Origin of the sequence: Paenibacillus sp. CR_12 (genome assembly GCF_041953985.1) — a bacterium.
Classification (GTDB): domain Bacteria; phylum Bacillota; class Bacilli; order Paenibacillales; family Paenibacillaceae; genus Paenibacillus_AQ; species Paenibacillus_AQ lautus_A.
Map to the genome: position 1 here is coordinate 252,128 of NZ_JAVFHO010000002.1, position 24,725 is coordinate 276,852.

Here is a 24,725-nt window from a genome sequence, read left to right on the forward strand (position 1 = left end):
CGAATGGCTTTACCTGAAGCCGCCCTCCTAATCGAAAGAGGATGCGAGGGCAGCTGTTATGCTTGACGATCCCTGCTCACTTTTTCCAAACTGTATCAATCGCGGCCTGGAACGGCGCTTTATATTTCTCGACGACCGTCGAAACCGGGATGCCTTCCATGATCTCCCCTATAAAATCGTAATAAGGCATCGATGGATATCCGCTCTCGGTATCGATCACTTTAATGCTCTCACCGGCCATCTTGGCATTTTCAATATCGTCCTCGTTGCTGAATAAAGTCTCCAGCGTAGATTGTTTCGGATAGTCGTAGATCGAGTCGATATCGTTGATTTTCTCATAAATGTAGACCAGTCGTTCGGGATGCTCCACCGCGCTTGGAATCGTCAAGTAGTTTGGGATCGTATTATGCGAATGATACCCTGTGGCGCTTGGCCCTTTCGGGAATGGAAGAAAGCCGATATCGTAATCCGGCATGTCCTGCTTGAAGTTCTCCATTTCATAGTCGCTGCCGGCAAGCATCAATGTGTTGCCTTGGCGGAAAAATTGGCCCGGCTCGGTCCAGTCTCCCCCTTCCGTTGGTCTCCCAACCGACTCGGTTGCGAGGCGCGACAAGAAGTTCAGCACCTCCAAGGTTTTTGGATCCTCGAGTCCTTGCTGATCGAGAATGACCAGATTCGCCTCGTTCGAAGCCATGGCAGGAACCAGCAAGGAAGCGGTTGCAAGCCCCCAAATATCCAACTTGCCGTCGTTATTTGAATCTTTGTTCGCTTCTTTCGCGACTTGAATGAATGTGTCCCAGTTCCAGTTGTCTTCGTTGACGTATTCCTGCAACGGCTTTATGCCCAATTGATTCATTAGCGTGCGATTATAGAAAATGCCGGATGATGCGCCGTTGATGCCGGTCCGAAATCCGTAGCCTCTTCCTTCGTATTGGGAGTACTCGTTCGTGTACTGCTGTATGAATACCTTCTCATTCTTGGTGTATTCATCCACTGGCGCGAACAAACCCTGATTGACCAGCGTCGGAATCATCCATGGCCTTGCAACCCGGATGATATCGCCGATCGGTTCGCCCGCTACCAGCGAAGCTGTCACCTTGTCCTGATATTCGCCGAAATCCACGGTTACGTATTCCATTTTAAAATTATGCTTTTCCATTAACTCTTCCAAATTTCGTTTCCGATTAATGTTGTCAGGGTTGTCTTCCTGAATGGACTCGTCATACCAGGACACCCATTTGATGGTGCTGCCGCCCATATCAAAATCCATTTCCGGCGTACCGGTTATGTCTTCTTGGGCGCTTGGTTCGTCTGCCCGTTCCTCGTCTTTCACTCCAGGCTCGTTGACGGCCTCATTCGCTATGCCGGGTTCGCTCGACTTCAGATCACCGCCCGAACCGCTGCTGCATGCCGTCATGATCACCAGAATCAGGCTGCAGAACAGCAGACTGATCTTACGCATCCACATGCGTTATTCCCCTCCCTTGGTCATGGCTGCATTCATGTTGCAGCGCTTACATTTTGTAGCTACCAAGATCATATAACTGCTTGCTTTAACGGACCAGAGAGAAACTAAACATGATTTGTAAATTCTAAAAGTGTTGATGCTCTGGGCAACGCAAAGGGCCGGAAAGTGGAAAGCGCATGAGCATCGGCTAGACGGTGTGCCCAATCTGAATTCATCATTGGCAAAGGATTAACCTCGGGTTCACGTCGTCAAAACGCAAAAGAAGCGCTGCGTACCCGCACACGGGAACACGGCGCTTCTTTTGTTCTTCATGTTCAACAATTCGCACAAACCCAGAAAAGTTGTTGTTCCATCAGCCTTCCACCAATGCTTCCACCTGCACATCCAGGTATACGGACGCAAGCGCTGGATTCAGGTCCTTCTCTTCCGTCAAGCCCAGCATCGGTTCACCGTCAACGTCGAAATGCACGCGACGGAGACCCGAGCAGCGGGGCTCTCCGATGCCTGGACGAGCGTGATATACGCTCCAGATCGTTCCTTCCTCGTCCTTCACATAAGAATTGTGTCCTGGCCCGTATTCGCCCGGCACGCTTCTGGAGGTTAGCAGCGGGTAATTTCGCTTCGTCCATTGGTTCGGGTCAAGCAAATCAGCGTCAGAATTGACGCTGAGCATGCCGACGCAATACGTGGCATCGACCAGAGCACCGGATATCGTTACGAAGATCTTCCGGTCTGTCATGAGTGCAAAGGGCCCTTCCTCCACGAACGTTTGATTGTTCGCCCAGCCGTAATCGGGCTTGGACAGCAGGACAGGCTCCGATATCAGTCTCCACGGTTCCCTCGGATCCGCCTCGGCGATATAGATCCACGAGCCCAGGTCATGCGGTACCAATTCCCTTTGCGCCCAGAGCACATATAAACGGCCTTTCCGCTCTAATACGGTCATGTCCAGCGTTATGCCGGCTTGAAACAGCGGGCTTCCGTCATGCCTGGCGACCCGGATCGGGGTCCCCCAATCCGCAGCCATTCTCGGATTGCCGCCATTCTTTAACCGCATAACATGCGATTGAATGTCTTTGAATTCGCCGCTGCCGCCGGCAAGAAAAATATACAGATCGCCGCCGATGCCATGAAGCTCAGGCGCCCACAGAAATCGCTTCAGATGATCATGCATGCCTGTATCCAGGATTTTGGTTTCTCCTGCCGAGACCAGACCGAATATGGAATCCGCCTCCCGGATCGATATCGTATGGTTGCCGTCGGCATCATTGGTCGCGACAAAATAATACCTTCCGTCCCACTGCGCAATGCAAGGGTCGGCACGGTTCATCGCCATAGGAAACGTATAGCGATCCTGCCGAATGCTTCCAGAAATGCGATAAGTTCCGGGACGGCTCCAATCGATCTCGGACGCATCCCACTCAATCGGCTTGATCGCGGTTGTGCCATCACTGTATATCGCCGTCACTTTAACGGCTTGTAACTGTTCTTTGGACGTAACGACCACACGCTCCGGCAGTTCATTACGCACATGAACCGGTACCGTAAGCTTATGAATCAGCCTCTGAGCCACGCCTCGCGATACACGAATCGCATTGCGGGGCACTGCTCCTTCAATGTCGACGCGTCTCGGGCTTAGCGTGAAAGCTTCGCACGGCTTCGGCTTGGCAGCGTCGTCCGGGCATGTCACGTCCGCCATTTCCCTTTGATAATACCTACCGTCTTCTTCACGCCAACGAAGGATATACCTTCGGGAAGCATGTTCATATTCGCACATGATATCTTGTACATGAAGCCCGTTCGTTAGGTTCAACAGACCGAGCTCCCGATACTGCAGCAAGTCCGGGGAAGTGAACAAGAGCACCGAGCCCTTGCTTTGCTGATCGGGAGAACCGTCCGCTTCCGTCCGAATGGCCAGTACGCCAAAGTTTCCGTCAGCCATGTGGAACAGGTACGGATTCTTCAAACTCTTGGCGGACAGCGTGGCGTTTGAGCGCTCGGCGGCTTTAGCAAACAGCACCCCCGAGTTGTGATTAAGCTCCCGATAACTCATTCCGTCATCGGTGTAAGCGAGATGCATGCTATATGCAAGCTTCGGGGAATAGATTTCCGGTTCAAGCGGTTCTCTCGTATAGCAGAGAACGCTGTGAATTTCATTTTCCATACGCTGCTTCTTCCCTCCTAACGGATGAGGCTTTTCAAGAATAATCTCTTCCATCTTTGCACCCGGCTTCGAGTAATGAATATTCACTCCAATCGTCCCGCCGAACAGGAACGTTATATGAAACCTCCGACAACTTACATCTCTCAAATCTCCATTACGGAAATGGCAATTTTACCGATCTCAGTATCCTCCTGTTTGATCGTACTAGTCCTCAGCCTAGATCTATCGCAGGAATGGATGATGATCGGCTGGACACACAGAATATTTTATTTTTCTCTCTTCACTATAATTTTGTACGCGTTACTTTGAAGTAAATTTGATAAGGTTCGTACCCGATATCCCGAATTCGTTTGAACGTGATGGCAGGTTCCTGGTTGACTGTCTTGAAGAAATACCGCCAACTCCCCCATTCACGTTCATTTTCGTTCTCGATAGCGGACGCAATATCCTCATCCCTCATATAGAGCTGCTGTTCAGATTCGCACAAGCCTGCTAACACTTCTGGCCCGTATCGGAAGGCACCTGTTCGTTCGTCGTCCGGTAGCGGAACAAACCGAATGCCGATTGGCAGCATAATCGAGACGGTATCGCCTTCCTTCCATGCTCTGTGAATGTCATAGAAGTTCTCGCTGTCCAGAGTCGTCCCCTGCAGAACGTCATTGACGTACACGGATGCTCCCGCCATGATCCACTCAGGTATGCGGAAGCGGAGCGTGAACGTTGTCGGTGCGGCAGCAGATACAATGAAATCGTATTTGCGAAAAGTAGGTATATTTTCATTTATCGACGCTGTATCATTAATAGCTTGGTACCCGGCCGTGTTAGACGAGGATAGGAGGCTCCCGCTCATTTTGTCCTGCGTCTGTACGATCCGTATGAGGGTTCCAGCGATACTTGCTTCCAACTCGGAATCGAAATATTGACTGATATAGACGATATCCCCGTCCTGATAATAAATTCCCATGTTCCAGGCCGCATTCGCCTGAACCATTGTGCCGTGGCAGCAGAAGAAGCTGTCGGTTTCCGTGCTCCACTCCTTGCGCAGACCGGCCTTCATGGGGAGGAAATAGGTCAGCAGGCCGGTTCTAGGATAGTTATGCTGACTACCAGTCAAACCATATTCCTGATAATAGGCTTGCGCCATAATGCCATTGTATAGATTGTACTCGATATATTGCGCGTAGGTAGGGTCGCCAGATTGACGAAATAAGAAATCTGCTAGTCGGATCATGTTATAGACAGTACAATGCTCCTGATTTTTGTCACCTAGGCGGGCCTTCATCTTCATCTTCGGCATCCAGACCTCTCCAGCGGTTTGACCGCCTGTCGCAAGGCTTCCCCTTTCCGTTACAGCGCAATTCCAATACGCTTGGACGATGGACAGCCACCTGTCATCTCCGGTAACCTCATAAGCTCTCGCACAACCGAGCACTTCCGGTATCGTAGTGTTAGCATGCATATTCGTAAGCGGATCCTTGCCCTCCAGCAAGGGTTGAAAGAGCCGACTGCGATAATACCGGTCTAACAGCACACGATATTTGTCCGCTCCGGTTATGTGCAACAGATCGGCCCAAACCTCAAGCATTCCGCCTGTCTCCACATCGAGAATATCGTCGAATTGCTCTCTTGTGAATGTGCCGCTCCATTCGACAAACCAGTCCGCGAACCGATCCACGATATCCAGGGCCTGCCGATTACCGGCATATTGCCAGGCATCGACCAACCCCATTAATATTTTGTGCAAATTGTATTGGGGCGCCCAGATGCTTTTTCCGCTTGCAATCCAGTGCAGATATTTTTCGGGAATCGGACCGACCCACTGACCGCCGTTATCGCGTTGGCATTCATGCAACTCATGCACAATAGCATCCAGTTTGGCCTTTAATTCGATGTCGCCGCTTTCTTCATAATGCAACGCCGCACCAGACAACCAATGACCAAGAAAATGGCCGCGCAATTGGCATACCGGCGTTTCCCAACCGCCGTGCGCACCTTCGGGAATCGTTCTTCCATGAAATCTTCCGGCCTCCAAATGATAATTAAACAACAGATGACCGCTGTCCAGCTTCATCAGATAGCTTCTGTTCGCTCGTTCCCTGCGAATCAGTTCTTGCTCTTTCAAAATGACCTGTTTGCCTCTCAATGCTTTCATTGAGTTCCTCCCTTCGATATGTCGGCAGAACGAGCTTTTAATCTTTCAGCCCGGATACCGCAATGCCTTTAATAAAGTACTTTTGTCCTAACATAAACAGCATAATAGGCGGAACGAGAACCATCGTGGCCGCCGCCATCAACAACTCCCATTGAGCTGTGTAATAGCCAATAAATTGCTGCAGGCCAAGCGCCAGCGTGAACTTAGATTCCTTGTTGATGTAAACAAGCGGGCCAAAAAAATCGTTCGACACACCCAGAAACTGAAACAGCGCAACCACAATGACGGCCGAATTGGATAAAGGAAAAATAACATGCGTGAAAATGTAAAAATAACCTTCTCCGTCAACAAGAGCTGCTTCGTCATTTGGGGATCGTTCTATGCGATGACCCGGCACCACTTTCTCATAATCATCCATCCACTCCCGGCTGGCTGGAGGTAATAAGTAAATATCGGCCGAATTGAAAATAGGTTCGATCAGCCCCTTATCCTCTCAGCCCTCCCTTAAACCGTTTCAGCCTGTCTCCGGTCGACAGCGTGTTTTTTCCCAGCTATCTTGCAGACTTAGGGTCACCCGGGTGAACAGTTCAGTGAAATCTTTACTATGTCGGGCAGCAGCTCAGAATAGGAAACTTGGCTCAATTTCTCCAACGTTCATAAAGATCCATCTTTGTGTTTTCCATATCGTCTATTTCACAGTAAGCATCTGGCGGCGTCATACCACCACGGAAGGGTCGCTCTTGCGGGACATGCCGCGCTGGGCGGAGATCAGTTTGTAGTAGATCCCCTGCTTTTTCATCAATTCTCGATGCGTGCCGATTTCGGCGATCCGCCCCTTATCAAGGACGATAAGCCGGTCAGCATTTCGCAGCGTGGATAGACGATGCGCGATAGCGATCGTCGTGCGATTCTTCGTCACCCGTTTCAGCGCTTCCTGGATGGCGGCTTCCGTCTCGATGTCAAGCGAAGCCGTTGCCTCGTCCAGAATGAGGATTCGGGGATCGTTCAGCACGGCCCGTGCGATCGCTATGCGTTGACGCTCGCCACCAGACAAGTTGTTCCCGTTCTCTTCGAGCCTCGTATCGTAACCGTCGGGCAAATTGATGATAAAATCATGCGCGTTCGCGATTTTGGCCGCCTCGATTACTTCTTCCGGTTTCGCGCCCGGCTTCGAATACTGAATGTTCTCCGCAATCGTCCCGCTGAACAGGAACGTCTCCTGCAGCACGACTCCGATCTGCGAGCGCAAATCTTCCTGCCGGATCATCCGGATATCGATATCGTCGATCCGAATCTCCCCTTCGTTCACATCATAAAAACGGGAAATCAGATTGATCGTCGTTGATTTGCCCGATCCGGAATGGCCGACGAGTCCGATCATCTCCCCCGGCTTCACGGTGAGGTTGATTTCCTTCAGAACAGGCTCATACGATCGGTAACCGAAAAAAACGTCGCGGAACTCGATCGAGCCCCGAATCCGGTGGCCCACCGCGTTCTTTGCATCGATGACTTCCGGCTGCTCGTCGATCACCGAGAATACACGATGCATAGATATGACGGCATTCGCGATCCAGCGCGGCATGAACATCAACCAGGAGATCGGCCCGAATATCATTGCGGCGTAAGCGCTGAACTGAATCAGTTCGCCAACGTTCATTTCCCGGCCGATAATCATGTAGCAGCCGATCATGAGGACGAGATATTGGCCGATCTGAATCAAATAATTCGAGATCGGCGATAAAACGCTGTACAATTTCTCGCTCTTGATCGCGGCTGCGGCAAATTCGCCGTTGTATTTCCGGAATCTGCGGATTTCCCGCTCTTCCTGGCCGAACGCCTTCACGACCCGGATGCCGCTTAAAACGTCGTGAAGGAATGAGTTCGCCTTATCGGAGATGCGCCACTGCTTGTGAAACAGCTTGTGCAGCACGCGTCTCCAAATATGGTAGTGCAGATAAGCAACGAACGGAGCGGGAAGGAGCACGACCAGCGCTAGCCGCCAATCGGCGGTAAAGAGCAGCGCCGCTGACGCGACCAGGATGATCAGTTGGTAGATGGCCGTTGTGCACATCTCCTGAATCAAATGACGGATCCGGTCCGTATCGGCCGTCACCCTGTTCATCAGGTCTCCTGCCCGCTGGGACGTCAAAAATCCGAGCGACATGTTCTGAATCCGATCGAATACCGTTTTGCGCAAATCGGCCGCAATGCCCGTACTGACGCTGGCCATGATCCGGTTTTTGGCGATGCCGAGCAGCTCGCCGAAGGCCAGGGCGAACAGCATCCCGGCGAGGGCAAGGAAGAACACCCTAACGTTCGCTTCTTGCCCGGCGGGGGGCAGCAGCGCAGCGTTGACGAGTAGCTTCTGGAAATAGGGTCCAGCCATCGCCAGCCCCGAAGCGACGATCAGAACGCCAAGCCCAAGCATTAAGCCTCGCCAGTGCCTTCTCGACACGAGAAGCAGTCGTTTGAAAGCGGCTGTTCTGCTCATGCATCGGGGACACACCCGCGTACCCGGGACGAGCGATCGTCCGCAAGCTGCACAAACCGGATCCGCTTCATCATGATAAATACGGATGGGGCGATTGGCAGCCATGTCATTCAAGATTTGGGCGATATAGCCGTACCTGGCCGCATGCTGCATCGTCACTCGGACGACGATTCGCTTCGTCTCGTTCTCCGTGGCTTCGAGCACTGCATTGCCAACGAAAGGCACCAGCTTATAATCGCTGGCGTCCGCGATGTTTCCCTCGTCTCGCACCTGGCCGTCTTGCACATAGGCCCACCTGCCACCGCCGATCGCAAGATAGCCTTCCACCCGCCGCCCTTCCAGTGACAGGTCGGCCGGGACGCAATAAGCGATCTCCGCTCCGACGACTTGCCGCACCGCCGCTAGATCCTGCTCTGAAAGCGTGAAATTCAAATTCATCGATTGTCCTCCGTTACCGCCGTTTACAATCTCATTTCGACCATTCGGTACTCCTTGTCGCTCAGATGGTCCACCTGCGGGATGACGAATCGGTTTCCGTCGACGTCGATAATCAGCAGGCGGTTCTCCGCCGCGAACTTGACGTTGCCGCTGCCGTTTCGCACCGTAAACCTGCACAGTCCGGCAGTCGTTGCAACTTCCCAATAGGAATAGCCGAACTCCTCGGTTACGGCAATAACCTTCGTTATTTCTGGCGTGAAATAGCGGATTATCATCTGCCTTTCAATCAGGGAGGCCGTGCCTTGGGGAAAATCGTCAAGATGGCGGATCATGCCGATCTCCTTGTTATCCGCCGTACGAATCGACAAGAATGAGCGCTGGTTCGTATGCGGAAAGGAACAATGCACGTAAACCGGCGAATGCACTTCGCCCCCGGTACAGACCGATAGCATACGTCCGTTCGTCTCCGTAAAATCCGTATTGCCCGGGGTCAAATATCGGATGCCTGCCGCATCCGCCAGCTCTGTCCCCAGATGTTCGTCCATCGTCGTCATGCGATGATCTCCCCCTTCATTCTGAGCGCTTCGTCATGTTTGCGGACCAGTTCCCTATAGACGCCCTCCATCGCCATCAGCTCGTCGTGCGTGCCCGCTTCGACGATGACGCCTTTATCCATCACAACCAAGAAATCGGCTTGCCTTAACGTGGACAGCCGGTGGGCGATCGCGATCGTCGTCCGTCCTTTGACAAGCGAATCGAGCGCCTGCTGAATTTGCAGCTCCGTCTCCGTATCGAGCGAGGCGGTCGCCTCGTCTAGAATGAGCACCTTTGGGTTGTGCAGCACGGCCCTGGCGATCGACAGCCTCTGCTTCTCCCCGCCGGACAAGCTGTAACCGCCCGATCCGACCTGGGTATCATAGCCGTCCGGCAGCTTTTCGATGAAATCGTGCGCATTCGCGATTTTGGCCGCATGCAGAATGTCCTCCGCCTGGCAATTGGGATCGGCGTACGCGATATTTTCGGCGATGCTGCCCGAGAACACATAGACATCCTGGGATACGATCCCGATATGACGCCGTAGTGAAGCTGTCGAAAGATCCTTGACATTGACGCCGTCGATCCGGATTTCCCCCTCGGTTACGTCGTACAATCGCGACACCAGATTGACAAGCGTCGATTTCCCCGCACCCGAATGGCCGACGACGCCGATCATCTGCCCCGGTCTCGCGCACAAGGACACCTGCTTCAAAATCGGTTTGTTCGGCTCGTAGCCGAACGAAACGTTATCGACCACGATATCGCCTTTCATCGCCGGCAAATGAACGGCGCCAGGACGCTCAGCTACATCCGGCACGGCATCCTGGATCTCGAAGATACGCTGCGCCGCCGCCATGCAATTGGACCACCAGACGACGATATTGTTCATGAACTGAATCGGCCCGTACAGCATCATCATATAGTTGACGAACGTCAGCACGGCGCCGAACGACATCCGGCCTTGCATCACGTACCAACCGCCGAACGCCCAGATCAAGATCCCGCCCGCCTGCGTCAGAAAATTGAGCACCGGGAACACGGTTCCGCTCAATTTGTTGAAACGCTGTTCGGCCCCGGAGAATGCATCGTTCGCCCGCTGAAAGCGGCGGATCTCCACCTTTTCTTTACCGAATGCCTTGACGACCCGCGAGCCGCGAACCGAATCGCTGATGATTGAATTCAGGGCGCTCACCCTGCGGTGCCTTCGCCAGGACAAGCGCCACAACTTCGGAAACGCGCTCCGGACAAGCCAGAGGACCAGCGGCATCGGCAGCAGGCAAATCAGCGTAAGCCGCCAATCCATCCAAAGAAGCACGGCGGTGATGCCGATGATGTTCAACGCATTTACGATGAAATAAGAAAGCCCGTCTACGAAGAAATATTGCAGTTCCTGTGCGTCGTTATTCACTCGGGTCATGAGATGACCGGTCTGCCTACGCATGAAAAAATCGAGCGACAACCGCTGCAACGCGGTAAATACGGCCGATTTCAAATCGAATGCGACCTTTGCCGCCAGTTTTGCGATAATGGTGCCGAACAAGACCCCGAATAACAGCGATAGCGTTCGGAATGCGAGAATGATCACAATGACAAGACCGATCTTCCCCGCGAAAGCGCCACTTCCGGCAAGCGCCTGATCAAAAAGCACCGTGCCTTGAAAATAAGGAATGACGAGACCGGTCGCCGAATTGAGCAGCATAAACAACACGATAAAGAAGATGGACAGCTTATACTTGCCCGCAAACGACAGCAAACGTGCGAAGACGGCATGCCTCTTCATGCATTTCGGGCAGAATGGCCTGCCTTCTTCAGGGTATATCAATCCGCATGTCGGGCAGGAAGCCACTTCCGATTCTTCGTCTTGTTTGAAGGCCTCCAACCGCTCGTTTTTCTTCATTTTGTCGAAGGCTCCCGCAAATCGGACGGCCTGTTTCATTTGACCGCTCGTGAATGCGCCGATCACTCGCTCTTCCCGCTCCTTGGCCACGACCATGCCGGAAGCGACCAGATTAACGATGACCAGGGATTCCAATCGTTCGACGGGAATGCGTTCCCATGCCCAATCGACGGAACGGTCTCTCCCCGGCTTGCCAGCGTCCTTGCTCCGGCGGGCTGCATCACTCGAAAACGTCTTCTCCTTCGAAGTGACGCTGCCACGAAAGATGTGAAAATATTCCCGGGACAAGACGAGATATCCGTCCGTATAGCCGCCGTCCGGCAACCGGTCACACTCCATCCATTGCACCAGATCAGCGGCTTTTGTACCTTTTCTGTCCAACATGGACATGATTTCCTTCGGCAGTAACGTCATGATCTTTTCGCCTTTCGGTCATTTTGGCTGAAAGTAAAAAGCCCGGCCATAAACGGACAAGGCTTCCTTGCACATTAGCTATCTTTAAAAAGGTGCTGAGAAAAATGATACAAATCGCTCTTCCATACGGACCAATCATGTCCGCCAGGTTCCTCAAACCAAATATGTGGAACCTGGTGCTCCGCCAAATACGCATGCGTCCGGTCGCTAATCGGCTTAAGACTGTCTTCGTCGCCGCATGAAAGCCACAGCAATTTGAGCCTGGCCGACGCTTCTTCCGGATGCGGGACGAGCTGTTCAGGAGATTTCGTATTGGGAGCCGGGGAATAAGCGCCGATCCATGCGAAACGGTCGAGGTGCTTCAAGCCGATATTCAAGGATTGCCCCCCGCCCATGGACAACCCCGCAATCGCACGGTTTTCCCGACCTGTCGATACCGAATAACGCGACTCGACAAAGGGAATCAGGTCGTTTAGCAAATCGAATTCGAACGTTTCGAATGATTTCACTTTGTCCGGATCAAACAGGTCCCCTTCAGCCCGATCGTTCGGCATCGCACGGCCATTGGGAAAAACGACGATCATCGGCGCGAGTTTCCCATCCGCGCATAGATTATCCAGAATTGTCTGCGGATCCGCATGGCGGTGCCATTCCGACTCATCACCACCGATCCCATGCAATAAATAAAGCACGTTGTACGTTTTATCATCGCCATACCCTGGTGGCGTATAGATCGTCGCCTTTCGAAAGTTGCCTACCGTTTCGGATGCATATTCCACCGTTTCGATTATTCCCCTGTCGATATGTTCCCGCGGCCGATCGTATCCAGCCAATGCCGGTGCCGTCTCCTTCATATTCCTCTCCCCTTCATCTTATTGATTTTGCGCCGGTTAATGCCCAATCAAGCCTACCCTTGGAACTTTAAGCTATGGAACATAACCGAAGCCCAGAATCGTGAATCGCTTATCCTCGTGGCCTTCCGCCATTTCGATCTCTACCGAATGTTCCTCCGAATTTGGATCATTGTATAAAATCACAGCATTGCAGTGGGTCCAGTTCACTTCAAGCGGATCGGCGGTCTTCTTCAGCTTCCCGTCCACCCATATCTTCGCGGTCCCGAATTCCCGGCTGCCGGAGTCTTTATAAACAAGGATGAGACTCTTGCTCCGGAAGGTCATCTTGAAGCTGTGCTTGCCGGAATCGGCCGTGTGCATCCAGTTGTGCGGGAATTGCGGCGTGCCGTATGCATGATCGTCCAGCTCCGCCATTTGCAGATCCGTGTCGGTGTCCGAAAAACCGCCAGGATCAATGCGGGCGATGCGGTCGCCATTCCTGCGATCAAGCAGCTGCGTTAAGGCGAAGTCGTTTCCGATCAGCGGAGGCTGTACATCCGTCAGGTCCTCCTCGTCGATGGAGGAACGATCGGTTACCTCGAATAACCAGCCCAAACAATCGGCCATCACCCGATGTCCTGCATTGGTCGGATGATATATGTCGTAGAAAAACTGCCTTTTCGTAATCACGTTGACTTGCTCCTTGCTGTATCGAAACTGTTCCGTGACCGCATCCTTCACGCTGACCATCGGAAGGTTGTAATGCCAGCCTACGGGGGCTAGCCGGTCTTGAAGATTCCAGTCGTTCACGAATACGCTGAACAGCAAAATCACCGCCGGCTTGTGATCGGCACGAAGAGCCTTGAGGACCAGGCTCTCGTAACAGTTTCCTTTCGTTTCGTCGCCGGCGTCGTTGACGGCAAACTCGACGATCACGATATCCGGCTGTACCTCCCCTTCTCGAAGCACATCCCGATCATAGCGGACGATGCCCAGCTCCGACGGTGTGTCGCCTACGCCGGCTTTGATCAGACGAATCGGGCTGTCGGCGGCTGGTGCAAACCTTCGCTTGAACAGGTCATAGGATTGGTATGCGTAGCATTGGGAATGGAGCGGGACAGCACCGGCCCCTTGGGTGATGGAACCACCGATGTAGGCGATGGTTACGGGCTCGCCTCGCTTCGCTTTTTCGATCGCCGCTTTTAGTCGTTTGTTATGGCCCGGGCTTATGAGCGATTTCTTAATCATGTCTTGATAGGCTTGTGATTCCACATCGACCGGCGGGTCGGCTGCAACCTCGGGAACTTGGTAACCGTCACGAAGATAGAATACGATGCTTGCCGTTGCCAACACGCCCCCTCGCTCAAACTCCAAGACGAATTTGCCCGGAACATGGTCATCCGAATATCGACCCTCGTCGTCGCCCAGAACCAAGAGCGTTTCCGTTCCGTTGGCTGGACAGGTTATACTCTGCCGGAATGCCGTTTCGTATGGATTCGCTTTTCCCTGGTTCCAAAATGTGAATAGGGCGCTCGATACGTCTCGTTCATGAGCATGAACGGAGATCCCGATACTGTCCACCAGCCGGCGGAGACCGCTGCTGCTCTTTAGCAGCTCAAGAATGGTTTCATCCGTCACACCCCCCCGTAAATCGGGCTCTATCGACGAGTTGGCTCCCGTCCAGGTAAATCTCTTGCGTATACTTCCCATCGGGACGAATCGTCGCTTCGATTATCGTCTCATACAGGATGTACAGTCCGCGGCGTCCGACTGCCGGATCCTGCGGTGCGGCCGGGCCTTCCGTTTCATTTGCCGCTGTCGTCCCATGGTCTGACATGGCTCGTCATCCTCCTGCTCTACCGTTCGGCTTTTTCGTAGCGGAAATAATCGAAGTCGGCATGGCCGCCGATTTGCGTGGTGGCATAATAAAATAACCCGATCCGATAACCCATAAAGTGATCCAACGTATACCGCATGTTCAGCTCTCCGCCGATCGGCATCCACTCCGACCCGTCGACAGAATAATGAAAGGAAGCCACATCTTTGCTGTTTTCAAAATCAAAATGGATTTTCAAATGCACATCCCTGCCGTGAAAACGTACGGTTTCCAGCTCCTTCTCTAGGCCATCCCCATCGTTCACGCTCATCCCGATGAACTTGTCGCCGTTTTCTGCCACCTTAACGCCTACGGTGCCGAAATGGCTTTGCAGGGCAACAAGCCCAGCTCGATCGCCCGGCTTCATACGATCCGTATCCAGCAAGGCCAATCCCATGCAAGCAGGCCCTTCCGTACGCTGCGTTAACGTATTGCGCGCCTGAAGCACGCCTGCAGCCAAGCTGCCCGTCGTCAGTCTTAGGAAACCGGGGCGTTCGGTCACCGACCACAGCCGATGATCCGGGTTGTGGTTCCACTGCCAATTCAGCGCCAGCTTATCCGATTCGTATTCGAATTCGTCGCTGATCACGAGCGGCTTCTCCGCGCCTTGCGGCAAGTCGACATCAAACCGTTCCGGCACCTTGCCTTCCATGCCGATCACCGGCCAATCCTCCTCCCAGGCCACCGGCACCAAGCACGGGATTCTGCCGACGGCATCATGATCCTGGAACAGCATCGCGTACCACTTGCCATCCGGCGTGTCGAATATTCCTCCCTGGGCAATTCCCTTGTTACGGTATCCGAGATCGTCATCCAATACGATTCTTCGTTCATAGGGGCCGAGCAATTCCCGTGACCGGTAACAGATTTGTCTGCGCCGGCCGTTGCCGAAGCCTGCTTTCGGCCATTCAATGAACAGCAAATAATAATAACCGTTGATTTGATAGGCATGGCAGCCTTCGCAGCGAAGTCCGATACCCTCCGCTTCCGTTTTGAACAGCAGCTGGTGGATTCCGTCCGATTTAAGAGCCGTGGTATCCGCGGTCAACTCGGTGATGTAAATATCCCCGTTGCCGTAGATTACGAAGACGCGGTCATCATCGAAGAGCAGGCCCGGATCATGCCGAAGTCCGTCGATGACCGAACGCTGCCACGGCCCCTGAACGATATTGTCCGTGCAGTACAAGTAAAATTTCCTGGTATCGTTGCTGGAGAAACAAACATAGAATTTGCCCTGATGATAGCGTAGGCTGGCCGCCCAGGATCCTTGCCCGTATATATTTTGGCCGTCTTCCAAACGATGGGCCTCATTGTCTTCGAACGTATCATATACGTAACCGACAATTTCCCAATGCATCAAATCCTCGGATCTCATGATCGGACAACCCGGCATCGAATGCATGCTGGTGCTGACCATATAATAAGCATCCTCTGCGCGGATGACATCCACATCCGGCACGTCCGCCCATATGATCGGATTTGTGATCAATGTCTTGTTCATAGATGGTTTCTCCCTTCAACTATTGGAGACTGCTGGGAACGGTGCGCGATCAAACATCCTGAAATGTCTGATCTGCCCTGGCTTCCTTCAACAGGTTCCAGTAAGATTCCTTCGGATGATGATTCTCATCGAAGACAAACGGCCAATTTTTGCGGCCCCTTACCGGAAAATGATCCAGCCAGGTATAATCGTCCGCCGCGCCCCAGAAGGTTACGGAAGTTATGCTGCCGCTGTACTCTTTAAGCAGCCGGAACAATTGTCCGTAACGCTCCGCCTGGCGCTCAAGCATTTCTTCCGTCGGCGCCGCCAGATCGGTCCGCTTATCCTCATGCGTGAAAACGGATACGTCAAGCTCCGTTATATGGAGCATCAGGTCAAGGCTTGCATATCTTTCGATGGCCCTGCGGATATCGTCAAGCGAAGGGAACTCCAGATTCCAATGAGCTTGAAGCCCGACGCCGTGAATCGGCACATCCTGCTCCTTTAACGATTTAAGGAGCGCGTAAATCTTCTCCCTCTTCTCCGGTACGGATTCGTTGTAATCGTTATAAAACAGCAGCGCTTGCGGATCCGCTTCATGCGCGTATTCGAATGCCTTGGCGATAAAATCCTCCCCGATTGACGCAAGCCACGGGGAAGAACGAAGAAGTTCGCTTCCGCTGTCGGCAATGGCTTCGTTCACGACATCCCAAGCATGGATATCTCCGCGATAACGGCCAACCACCTCATCGATGTGCGCTTTCATCCGCGCAAGCAGCAGCTCGCGGCCGGCTTTTCCGCCGGAGCTGTTTTGAAACACCCATTCTGGCGTCTGATTATGCCATACGAGGGTATGTCCTCGCACCGCCATTCCGTTCGATTTGGCAAACGATATAATCTGGTCGGCTTGCTCGAATGTATATACCTCTTCCGATGGGTGCAATCGCTCGAATTTCATTTCATTTTCCACCGTAACGCTGTTGAAATGGTGCGTCAACAATTCCTTTTGGGTCACCATCGTGATCGGATTCACGGCAGCTCCGATGTTGAAGCTATTTCCAAAGGCTTCATGAAGCTTGGGCAGCTTCTCCACATTCATTCTCATCATTCGGCTTTCTCCTTATCACGTTTTTTTCGGTAATCGGCATCGAGCTATACAATTGTTTATCCATAATTCTTGCTCGACTCTGCGGTAACGTCTGTTTATAACTTGGTCTTCGCCGCCTCAACAACGGCCCAAAATGCCGGTTTGGGCTGATGTCGTTGATCGAACAGCAAAGGCGCATTGGTACGTGCGACCGGAAAACCATGAAGCCAGGTATGATCGTCGGCGATGCCCCAAAATACGACGCCGCTAAGAATGTCCTTGTTTTGGCGGAATGCCTTAAACAACTCGCCATATCGTTCGGCTTGCAGGTTTAGGATTTCTTGCGGGAAATCTTGGCCGTAATCGCTGCGGTCGTTCCAGGCATAAATGCTCATGTCGAGCTCGGTGACGAGATTGTCGAGGCCAAGCTCCGCGAATTTTCGCATCGACGCGATGATGGAATCCACCGATGGACCATACATGTCAATATGCGTCTGATGTCCGACACCGTCGATCGGAACACCTTGCTCCAGCAAATCTTTCACCAGCTGAAACAAACGGCCCCTTTTCACAGGGTTATCCGTTCCGTAATCGTTAATATAGAGCTTCGCTTCAGGTCCTCCGGCTTCCCGAGCCGCTCGAAAAGCCGTTGCGATGTAATCGGTACCGGCAATTTTATACCAATCGCTCGCGCGCATCCCATCCGGATCCCCGGGTTCAATGACTTCATTCACCACGTCCCATGACGTAATCTCGCCCTTATATCGGCCGACGATCGTCCTTACGTGGGTATCCAGGCGTTCCAGCAGCAATTTTTTGTTCGCTTCCTGGCGCTTGGGGTCTGTCTCATCCACCATCGGCTTGCCTTCCGCATCTTGGAAAAACCATGCACCAACTTGGGTATGCCAGACCAGGGTATGGAAACGGACTTGCATGTTGTTCTCCTTGGCAAATTCCACGATTCGGTCGGCGTTCGTCCATTTAAACTGGCCTTCCGATGGCTGGATCGCATCCGGCTTCATTGCGTTCTCCGCCACCAGCCAGCGGACATGCTTCTTCAGCAGCTCCGACGATGGGCCGTTGGTCTGATTCGGTTCGATCGCGGCGCCGATCGGAAAATCCTCCTCGAATAGTTCATGAAGCGATGGAATATCTTGCCGTACAGACGGTTGTGCCTGCGGTTCAGTAGACGCGGGTTTGTTTGCCCTAGCTGGGGATTCGGCACTCGAATTCCCGTTCGACGCTTCGGAGTTCCCCCTTAGCTCCGCGGCTCCTTCCTCCAGTGTTCCTTGTGCCTGACTTTCCGCGGCCTGCTTGTTGCGGCTGTCCATATAGGACACGATTAAGAGGAGAACAACGGACGCTGCCACCGCAGTTGCCACTGACGTTACCGCCCATCTGCCGAGTTTAGACATACGAAGCAAAACACTGCCTCCTTTCCGCTTCGAGCAAAAAACAGAAATCCGGTACGGAACCCGGAACCCCGCCCGAATGATCATAACTCCATATTAGCGCTTACATTGTTTTTGCAACAACCTGCCAAATTGGGGTCCTTCACCCGTCCAATCTCAGGTTGTCAAAATTTCTTACGCGTTTACATACCGGTTATATTCAGTAAGAAGTAAATATCGGTTAGAAATATAAAGATCGGCACATTGTGATCCAGCCTTCCGTTCCCCATAATGTTATCAAACCGTATGTAAGCGTTATTACAAAGAAGTTAGGGGGAAGCATTGTGCATGATATTCTGCTTGTTGATCTGGAAACTCATGATGTAGAAACACCGGGAAGCCCGCCGGATTGGAATGATTTGAGATGCTCGCGGTGCCGCTGCGTCAGGTCCTCCTCGTCCGCTATGCAATTCGTTGCCTTGGAGCCTTACACGGTAGTAATTATCCATGCGTTCGGTTCAGATTCCGCAGGCATGAAGTTATGCGAACAAATCCGGTGCGTAAGCCGAGTCCCTATCATTGTTGCCGGAGGCAGCACGGACTTTTATTGGACCCGGAAAGCCTTGCAGCTGCAAGTCAACGATTATTTGCCAGCACCGTTCACGATCGAAGAGCTCAGCTCCAGCTTGCAGATGATCACGCCGGCAACCGATTCCGGTGACGGGAATCCGTGTCTTAGAGTGTCCCATGTCCATGCGGAAAAGGAGGATCAGGTCATTCAAGAGGTCAAGGAATACTTGGAAGATTCGAAGTATCAAAACGTCACCTTGAAAGAAATTGCCGAGCGGATGCATTTCAACTACTCCTATTTAGTCCAAAAATTCAAGTTCCACGAGAAGATGACCTTTAACGAATATCTGTTGCAGCAGAGGATGGAGAAAGCGAAATTCTTGCTGGTACACACCGACATGAAGATATACGAAATCGCTGACATGGTGGGTTATAACGATATGGACTGGTTCTATAAAAAATTCAAGTCCTATGCCGGCGTAAGCGCTAACATGTTTAGAAAAATGCATGGATCGCAGACAGTTCAGATCGCCTCTGGCCAGCATTAACTTGTACGTACATTATAACCTCGAAACCTAAAAAAGGCGCTGCTTTTTTCGAGAGCGCCTTTTTAGAATGCAATCATGTTATTAACGAACAGGCAATATCAGCAATCAATGATGAAATTTCCATGCTTCGAAATCAAATAGCCTCTGATCCCGCTGCCCGGTAAATACGAAGTAAAGATGATGGATGCCGGATGCGCCCGAAACCTCTATGGAGAATTCCCTACGCTGTTCCGTACCGGATGAAGGCGGTACGTCCACCGTGCCGATCCGTTCTCCATCCGGACGATCCAGCCGAAGCTCCAGCCGCCCTCCCGCATCTATACCCGAGACCCAAGCCGTAAAAGCAGATGCTCCTTTCCCGAAATCAGCATTGGCCACAGCGATCCAATCCTTGTCATGGATGTCCGTGACCGTCAGTATCGGGCCGCCCTGCGAGTCCTCAGCAGCCGTAGACGTATCGACTTGAATTCCGGCATTCCATGCCATCGTTACCGCCTCCGTTCGTTGGAAAGGATTGAGCGGCTGGATCCCTTTCACGCCTTCCATGTCAGCTTCAATCTCCCTGATGGTACCCTCCGGCTCGAAATAAACCCGGTTCAGATGGGTTGAGCGATAGCCTTTGGGAACCCCCATGGATTTCGACAACGTTTGGGCGTGATAGGCAATATACCAGTTTTGTCGGAGCTGAAAGATGACGTGATGATTATTCCCTCCGACCCCGAAGAAATGCCCTGGATTTTTCAAAATAGTCCCTTGATACGTCCAGGGTCCCATCGGATGCTCGCTGACCATATAAGCGATCTCGCCTGGAGGAGGACTGTTCTCCGGCTGCGTTCCTCCGGAGAAATTGGAACAGTACGTATAGTAATACCTTCCACCAAACTTGTTGATTCCTGAATCCTCGAACATATAAGGAGCCGGAATCGTGACGGCTTCTCCAAGCACGCTGACCATATCTTCGCCAAGCTGCATGACGCGTGCCGTATCCGGCATTTCGGCTTTGCCTTCCGGAACGCCGCCGCCAAAGTAGATATAGGCTTTCCCGTCATCGTCAACGAGCACGGCGGGATCAAACAACCACGTGACTCCTTCCACGCCAGGCGTGTTTCTTGTGATCAGCGGCTTTCCTATAGGATCTATCCACGGGCCAACGGGGCTGTCGCTCGTCAGTACACCGATGCCGCTGGCATTGTTGGCAAAATAGAGGAAGAATCGATCTTCCCCGTGAATCACCTTGTGCGCGGCCGCTGGTGCCCATGATTGCGTTGCCCATGCGGCAGCGCCGGTCGGTCCTGCAACCTGGATTGCGCCGTGATCGGTCCAATTGACCAAATCCGAAGAAGAGATGACGGACAGCTTGTTGATCGTGCTGTAGCTGTTGTCCTTGACGTTCCCGTCACCGTCATACTCTAGTGCGTCATACGTGTTATATAAATATACACGTCCGTCTACTGCCAGCGCATAGGGATCCGCGCCGAATTTATGCGAGACGACCGGATTCCCATTCGGAGGAATCTTGCCGATCGCGACCGCGTACGGCTCGCTGCGGGTGCTGTCCGCATCCCGAATCGTATCCATGCCGCTGCTGCCCTGGTCCATCATTTCAGTTCCCGCCTTGCCTGCTTTGATTTCATCACTCATCTGGTCACTCAACTCCTGGTTTAACAGTTTTGGATCGTCTTGGCCACGATTCGCAAGGTTTGCAAAGACAAACATTATGCAAACGAACGCGAATACGGTAGATATGACCAGTAACGGCTTTACGGGCTTCATCCCTGAACACGCCCTCCTCCATCGTTACTTGGCGACCTGTCATTCCCATTACGGGTCGACATTCCGGAAGTGGTCGTAAAAAGTGTACCTCTTGCTAAGCAAGGCAACAACCCGACATTCCATCTGAAAACACCGGCCTAATGGTAGGTGGCCGGCCTAATTCACGAGATTGTCCCGGTACTCCTGAGGCGTTAACCCCGTCGCCTTTTTGAAGAAGCGGGTGAAGGAATGGGCGGCATCGTATCCGACAAGAGGAGCCACGTCCCTTACTTTCAAATCCCCTTCCTTAAGCAGCTCCTTGGCTCTTCGTATTCGGCATTTTTCGATATATTCGGAGATGTTGATTCCCCGTTCTTGCTTAAACAAGCGCGATAGATAGGACGGATTGAAATAATAGCGTTCGGCAAGATGCACAAGGGTCACGTCCTGATCCAAATGCTCCTCGATATATTGACATACCCGATCAATGACATGCGCCGTTTTGCCTCGCTCATCCATTCGTTTGAAAGCGAAGATGTCTTCGGCCGTTCGCCTCAAATACCGAAAAGCTTCCTTCATGGAATCATGGCCTTCCAAGTCCAGCAGCTTTCCCCGTTCACCGGTCGGATCCTGAAGACCTAGCCGGGTCAACTTCGCATACAACACCAGCGCAATAGAATAATAAGCTTGGGCAGCGTGCTGATGAAGATCGTCCACGGTCAGCACGAATTCCGACATCTGCTCCAATTCTTCCATAAATTCATTTTCCCTTCCGGCCTCCAAATGTGCTTCCAAGATGTCCGCCTTATGACTCGCCTCCACTCCTTCCTTGCAGTGCGGCGATTTGTCAGAGTCGGTTTGATCCTTGAGAATCATCGGAATTCCGTCGCCCATCTTTAGCTGCTGCAGCCTTCGCAGCCGTTCATACTGTGGTGTCACATCCTCCCACCGGCACGGGAAGCCGCTTATGGTGAACGATACGGTAAGTTCAAGAGAATCAAGGCAGGCTTCCTGGATGAGTTCAAGCGTACCCTCCAAATAAAGAACCAGACGATCACCGGTTGGGTTCTCGGACCGCGGCTGGAGCAGCCATAATAAATCCCCGTGTTTGTCCACGACGCCGATGCTGCGGACATGCTCCTCCATAAAAGAATTCCATATCCATCTTACCGATCGATGGCCATTTTTCTTTTCTGCATATGCTTTGCCTGCTGAATACGCTACGCGGCCAAGCGCTAACAGTACAGGGAATTTCGGATTCAGCCCAATGTTCAAGGTTTGGAAATCGTCAATCATCGCTTCGTTATCCGCTCCAAGCAAGCTGCTGTCCGCTACGAATTGCCGGAAGTACTCCCCCTGCTCCATCCACTCCAGCGCTTCGATCTGCATGCGAGATTGCTTAAGCCATTCTTTCATGCGGTTGCCGCTCTCGATTTCATGGATAACTTCCTTCACGACCTCCATGACCTTATCGAAACCTTCCGTCTTCAACAAATAGCGAATATTGGGCATCTGGATCGCTTGATAAGCGTAATCGAAATTACTGTACCCGGTCAGAAAGATAATTCTGCACCTTGGCCAGAGAGCGCGGATGCTCTCCGTCAATTCCAATCCGCTCATGCCCGGCATGCGTATGTCCGTCAGAACGATGTCGATTCTCGTGCGCGACATCCAATTCAGCGCTTCCTTGCCGGAGTAGGCCCGGCAAACATCAAGCTTTTCGGGCATCCATTGATGAAATACTTCGAACAAACTGTTCGTAATAATCTCTTCATCGTCGACGACCAGCAATCTATACATGTCCATTCCCCTCCGTCAGCCTGATTCGAATCTGGACCCTCAATCCATTCAATGGACTTCTTGAAAGAACTAATCCGCTGCTTTCCCCGTACGTTAAAGCAATTCGCCGATGGATGTTGATAAGGCCCGTCACTTCAGGGGATTCAGGGGATTCAACGGATTCGGACGTCCGTTCAAGCCGCCTGTTTAGCGCTTCGATTTCGTTATCCGTCAGCCCGTTCCCATTTTCTTCAATCACGATGGAGGCTTCGTCATTATCCAAATGAAACGCTACATGCAGCAAACCTTCATCCTGCATTTTTTCGAGACTGTGCTCATAGGCGTTTTCGATAATAGGCTGAATGATCAATCGCGGCACCTTGATGGTCTCCATTTCCTTCGGCAGCTCCCCGAATTGAACGCGGATCCGCCTTGAGAATCTGAGCTTTTGAATCTCGGTATAAATGCGGGAATGCCTTGTCTCTTCCAGCAATGGAACGTTGTCCGCATCATTGCGGGTAATGAATCGAAAATATTCTCCAAGCATGTTCGTGAACAACTCGATTTGCGCGACATCCCCCGTTTTGGCCAGGGAACTCAAGATGAAGAAGCTATTATATAAAAAGTGGGGATTGATCTGGGATTGGAGCTGTTTCAGCTCCGCCCTTTGCATCATGAGCTTATGCCTGAAATCCTGATCAATCAAATGCTGCAGCTTGATAAGCATATGATTGAATCGATCGTATAAATAGCCGAACTCATCCCTTTGTCCATGCCTGATCCGGATATTAAACATGCCATCTTCCATTTTCCTGAAGCTTTGGACAAGCAGGAGCAGCGGTTTATGAACCAGCTTGTATGTCGATACGGCATAGATGGCGATGGCTAAGAGCGTCGTGCCTGCAAACAGCCAGGCCCAGACATAAAATTTACTTAGCGGCCGCTTCACCACCTCGGTAGGCAAGTAGGTGAACACGGATAATTTCAGCTTGTCGGAATACGCCTTATCGATCAGATACCTGCCTGTACCGATCGTAATCATTTGGCGATTCGCATTTGGGATGGCCTGCATGGCCCCTCCCATTAAACGATCCGCCTCTTCATGGCTGGCCAGAGCAAATCCGGACGGCTCGGAAACGATAAAAGCCCCGCTTTCCGGATATACGCTGATTTGCATCAGGGATTCCCTGAGTTTGCTCGGATCCAGTTCGATCTGAACGATCAGGAACGGCTCTTCCCCTTTTCTAGCTCCGTATTTAGCCGCTACAAGATGGAGCGTATCGTCGATCTGCAAGAGTCTCGCATTGCCGCGCGCCTTTCCTACTTGGACATTGTTATACCGTCTCGAGTCGAATGGGTTCATCCCGGTCATGGCTGAAATCGTTTTATCCATGCCGCGGATATGAACGAATACGTCTTTTATGTAGACACTGCTGTTTTTGATGGAGACCAGTCGAGGCAGCAAATAATGGAGGCTTGCTTTTCTATCGACCGTGCTCATCATCTCCCATGTCAGCGCCATTTTGTTGAGTTCCCCGTCCTGCAAAATATCGTATTGCTGAATTTCCAACCATTCGATTTCCCGGTTCAACCCGTCCAGGTAAGCCGAAAGTTGCGCTTGCGAATTTTTGGATATTTCCTGGCTAGCGTATTGGTAACTCCAGTTATACAGATAAACACCGAGAATGATAAGCGGAAGAATAACGAATAGATAGGTAGCAACCAATCGAATAAAGATGGTATTACGAATGGAATTCACGGGTAACTTAAGCAATTAAACTCCTCCGATGCGTGTGAATATGCTTGATGATTAGCCGCCTGATGGCCTTTGAAGCCAATCATGCTTGC

The 24,725-nt window shown here is 52.0% G+C and carries 17 protein-coding genes; 1 reads left to right on the top strand and 16 read right to left on the bottom strand.

The genetic code is table 11. The features are described from left to right. Positions 1 to 76 precede the first annotated feature (76 nt). The 13 genes from RB297_RS04865 to RB297_RS04925 all read right to left on the bottom strand — a co-directional run bounded on the left by RB297_RS04865 (position 77) and on the right by RB297_RS04925 (position 18,252). Positions 77 to 1,468 carry an ABC transporter substrate-binding protein gene (locus tag RB297_RS04865; RefSeq protein WP_375119905.1) on the bottom strand — a complete coding sequence of 464 codons (1,392 nt, stop codon included), beginning with the start codon at positions 1,466 to 1,468 and terminating at the stop codon, positions 77 to 79. A 352-nt stretch (positions 1,469 to 1,820) separates the two neighbouring features. After that, positions 1,821 to 3,632 (bottom strand): family 43 glycosylhydrolase, encoded by a 1,812-nt coding sequence (locus tag RB297_RS04870; RefSeq protein WP_375119906.1) that lies wholly within the window; start codon positions 3,630 to 3,632, stop codon positions 1,821 to 1,823. A 283-nt stretch (positions 3,633 to 3,915) separates the two neighbouring features. Further along, entirely contained in the window at positions 3,916 to 5,784 is a 1,869-nt protein-coding gene (locus RB297_RS04875; RefSeq protein ID WP_375119907.1) for a beta-L-arabinofuranosidase domain-containing protein, read from the bottom strand. Positions 5,785 to 5,821: 37 nt separating this feature from the next. After that, the gene (locus RB297_RS04880) at positions 5,822 to 6,202 is read right to left on the bottom strand and encodes a carbohydrate ABC transporter permease (RefSeq protein ID WP_375119908.1); all 381 of its coding nucleotides are present in this window, start codon (positions 6,200 to 6,202) and stop codon (positions 5,822 to 5,824) included. 297 nt (positions 6,203 to 6,499) lie between these two features. Next, positions 6,500 to 8,713 (bottom strand): ABC transporter ATP-binding protein, encoded by a 2,214-nt coding sequence (locus RB297_RS04885; RefSeq protein ID WP_375119909.1) that lies wholly within the window; start codon positions 8,711 to 8,713, stop codon positions 6,500 to 6,502. Positions 8,714 to 8,736: 23 nt separating this feature from the next. Beyond that, the gene (locus RB297_RS04890; RefSeq protein ID WP_096773843.1) at positions 8,737 to 9,267 is read right to left on the bottom strand and encodes a DUF1854 domain-containing protein; all 531 of its coding nucleotides are present in this window, start codon (positions 9,265 to 9,267) and stop codon (positions 8,737 to 8,739) included. Next, the gene (locus tag RB297_RS04895; RefSeq protein WP_375119910.1) at positions 9,264 to 11,531 is read right to left on the bottom strand and encodes an ABC transporter ATP-binding protein; all 2,268 of its coding nucleotides are present in this window, start codon (positions 11,529 to 11,531) and stop codon (positions 9,264 to 9,266) included. Before RB297_RS04895 ends, RB297_RS04890 begins: the two co-directional genes overlap by 4 nt. A 104-nt stretch (positions 11,532 to 11,635) precedes the next feature. Then, complete coding sequence (locus RB297_RS04900) at positions 11,636 to 12,415, bottom strand: alpha/beta hydrolase (protein ID WP_375119911.1); 780 nt, start codon at positions 12,413 to 12,415, stop codon at positions 11,636 to 11,638. Between the two features lie 72 nt (positions 12,416 to 12,487). Further along, complete coding sequence (locus tag RB297_RS04905) at positions 12,488 to 14,032, bottom strand: SGNH/GDSL hydrolase family protein (RefSeq protein WP_375119912.1); 1,545 nt, start codon at positions 14,030 to 14,032, stop codon at positions 12,488 to 12,490. Beyond that, the gene (locus RB297_RS04910) at positions 14,022 to 14,231 is read right to left on the bottom strand and encodes a hypothetical protein (RefSeq protein ID WP_375119913.1); all 210 of its coding nucleotides are present in this window, start codon (positions 14,229 to 14,231) and stop codon (positions 14,022 to 14,024) included. The genes RB297_RS04905 and RB297_RS04910 overlap by 11 nt, the downstream gene beginning before the upstream one ends. A gap of 19 nt (positions 14,232 to 14,250) precedes the next feature. Beyond that, positions 14,251 to 15,771, bottom strand: coding sequence for a glycoside hydrolase family 43 protein (locus tag RB297_RS04915; protein WP_375119914.1), 1,521 nt, complete (start codon positions 15,769 to 15,771; stop codon positions 14,251 to 14,253). Between the two features lie 49 nt (positions 15,772 to 15,820). Then, on the bottom strand, positions 15,821 to 16,855 hold the full coding sequence (locus tag RB297_RS04920; protein ID WP_375120565.1) for an endo-1,4-beta-xylanase: 1,035 nt from the start codon (positions 16,853 to 16,855) through the stop codon (positions 15,821 to 15,823). A gap of 98 nt (positions 16,856 to 16,953) precedes the next feature. Then, positions 16,954 to 18,252 (bottom strand): endo-1,4-beta-xylanase, encoded by a 1,299-nt coding sequence (locus tag RB297_RS04925; protein WP_375120566.1) that lies wholly within the window; start codon positions 18,250 to 18,252, stop codon positions 16,954 to 16,956. 320 nt (positions 18,253 to 18,572) lie between these two features. Between RB297_RS04925 and RB297_RS04930 the strand changes: the two genes are divergently transcribed. Continuing rightward, positions 18,573 to 19,346, top strand: a complete 774-nt coding sequence (locus RB297_RS04930) for a helix-turn-helix domain-containing protein (protein WP_096773848.1) — start codon at positions 18,573 to 18,575, stop codon at positions 19,344 to 19,346. A 105-nt stretch (positions 19,347 to 19,451) separates the two neighbouring features. Here RB297_RS04930 and RB297_RS04935 read toward each other — a convergent pair whose 3' ends face one another. The 3 genes from RB297_RS04935 to RB297_RS04945 form a co-directional block, all read right to left on the bottom strand. Beyond that, entirely contained in the window at positions 19,452 to 20,987 is a 1,536-nt protein-coding gene (locus RB297_RS04935) for a glycoside hydrolase family 43 protein (protein ID WP_375119915.1), read from the bottom strand. Between the two features lie 288 nt (positions 20,988 to 21,275). After that, positions 21,276 to 22,898, bottom strand: a complete 1,623-nt coding sequence (locus tag RB297_RS04940) for a response regulator (RefSeq protein WP_096773850.1) — start codon at positions 22,896 to 22,898, stop codon at positions 21,276 to 21,278. Continuing rightward, entirely contained in the window at positions 22,891 to 24,651 is a 1,761-nt protein-coding gene (locus RB297_RS04945) for a sensor histidine kinase (protein ID WP_375119916.1), read from the bottom strand. Before RB297_RS04945 ends, RB297_RS04940 begins: the two co-directional genes overlap by 8 nt. Positions 24,652 to 24,725 lie beyond the last annotated feature (74 nt).

Coding starts and splice junctions, on each gene's coding strand:
- RB297_RS04865 (WP_375119905.1), bottom strand. CDS start 1,468: ATGTGGATGCGTAAGATCAGTCTGCTGTTCTGCAGCCTGATTCTGGTG.
- RB297_RS04870 (WP_375119906.1), bottom strand. CDS start 3,632: ATGGAAAATGAAATTCACAGCGTTCTCTGCTATACGAGAGAACCGCTT.
- RB297_RS04875 (WP_375119907.1), bottom strand. CDS start 5,784: ATGAAAGCATTGAGAGGCAAACAGGTCATTTTGAAAGAGCAAGAACTG.
- RB297_RS04880 (WP_375119908.1), bottom strand. CDS start 6,202: ATGGATGATTATGAGAAAGTGGTGCCGGGTCATCGCATAGAACGATCC.
- RB297_RS04885 (WP_375119909.1), bottom strand. CDS start 8,713: ATGAATTTGAATTTCACGCTTTCAGAGCAGGATCTAGCGGCGGTGCGG.
- RB297_RS04890 (WP_096773843.1), bottom strand. CDS start 9,267: ATGACGACGATGGACGAACATCTGGGGACAGAGCTGGCGGATGCGGCA.
- RB297_RS04895 (WP_375119910.1), bottom strand. CDS start 11,531: ATGTTGGACAGAAAAGGTACAAAAGCCGCTGATCTGGTGCAATGGATG.
- RB297_RS04900 (WP_375119911.1), bottom strand. CDS start 12,415: ATGAAGGAGACGGCACCGGCATTGGCTGGATACGATCGGCCGCGGGAA.
- RB297_RS04910 (WP_375119913.1), bottom strand. CDS start 14,231: ATGTCAGACCATGGGACGACAGCGGCAAATGAAACGGAAGGCCCGGCC.
- RB297_RS04915 (WP_375119914.1), bottom strand. CDS start 15,771: ATGAACAAGACATTGATCACAAATCCGATCATATGGGCGGACGTGCCG.
- RB297_RS04920 (WP_375120565.1), bottom strand. CDS start 16,855: ATGAGAATGAATGTGGAGAAGCTGCCCAAGCTTCATGAAGCCTTTGGA.
- RB297_RS04925 (WP_375120566.1), bottom strand. CDS start 18,252: ATGTCTAAACTCGGCAGATGGGCGGTAACGTCAGTGGCAACTGCGGTG.
- RB297_RS04935 (WP_375119915.1), bottom strand. CDS start 20,987: ATGAGTGATGAAATCAAAGCAGGCAAGGCGGGAACTGAAATGATGGAC.
- RB297_RS04940 (WP_096773850.1), bottom strand. CDS start 22,898: ATGTATAGATTGCTGGTCGTCGACGATGAAGAGATTATTACGAACAGT.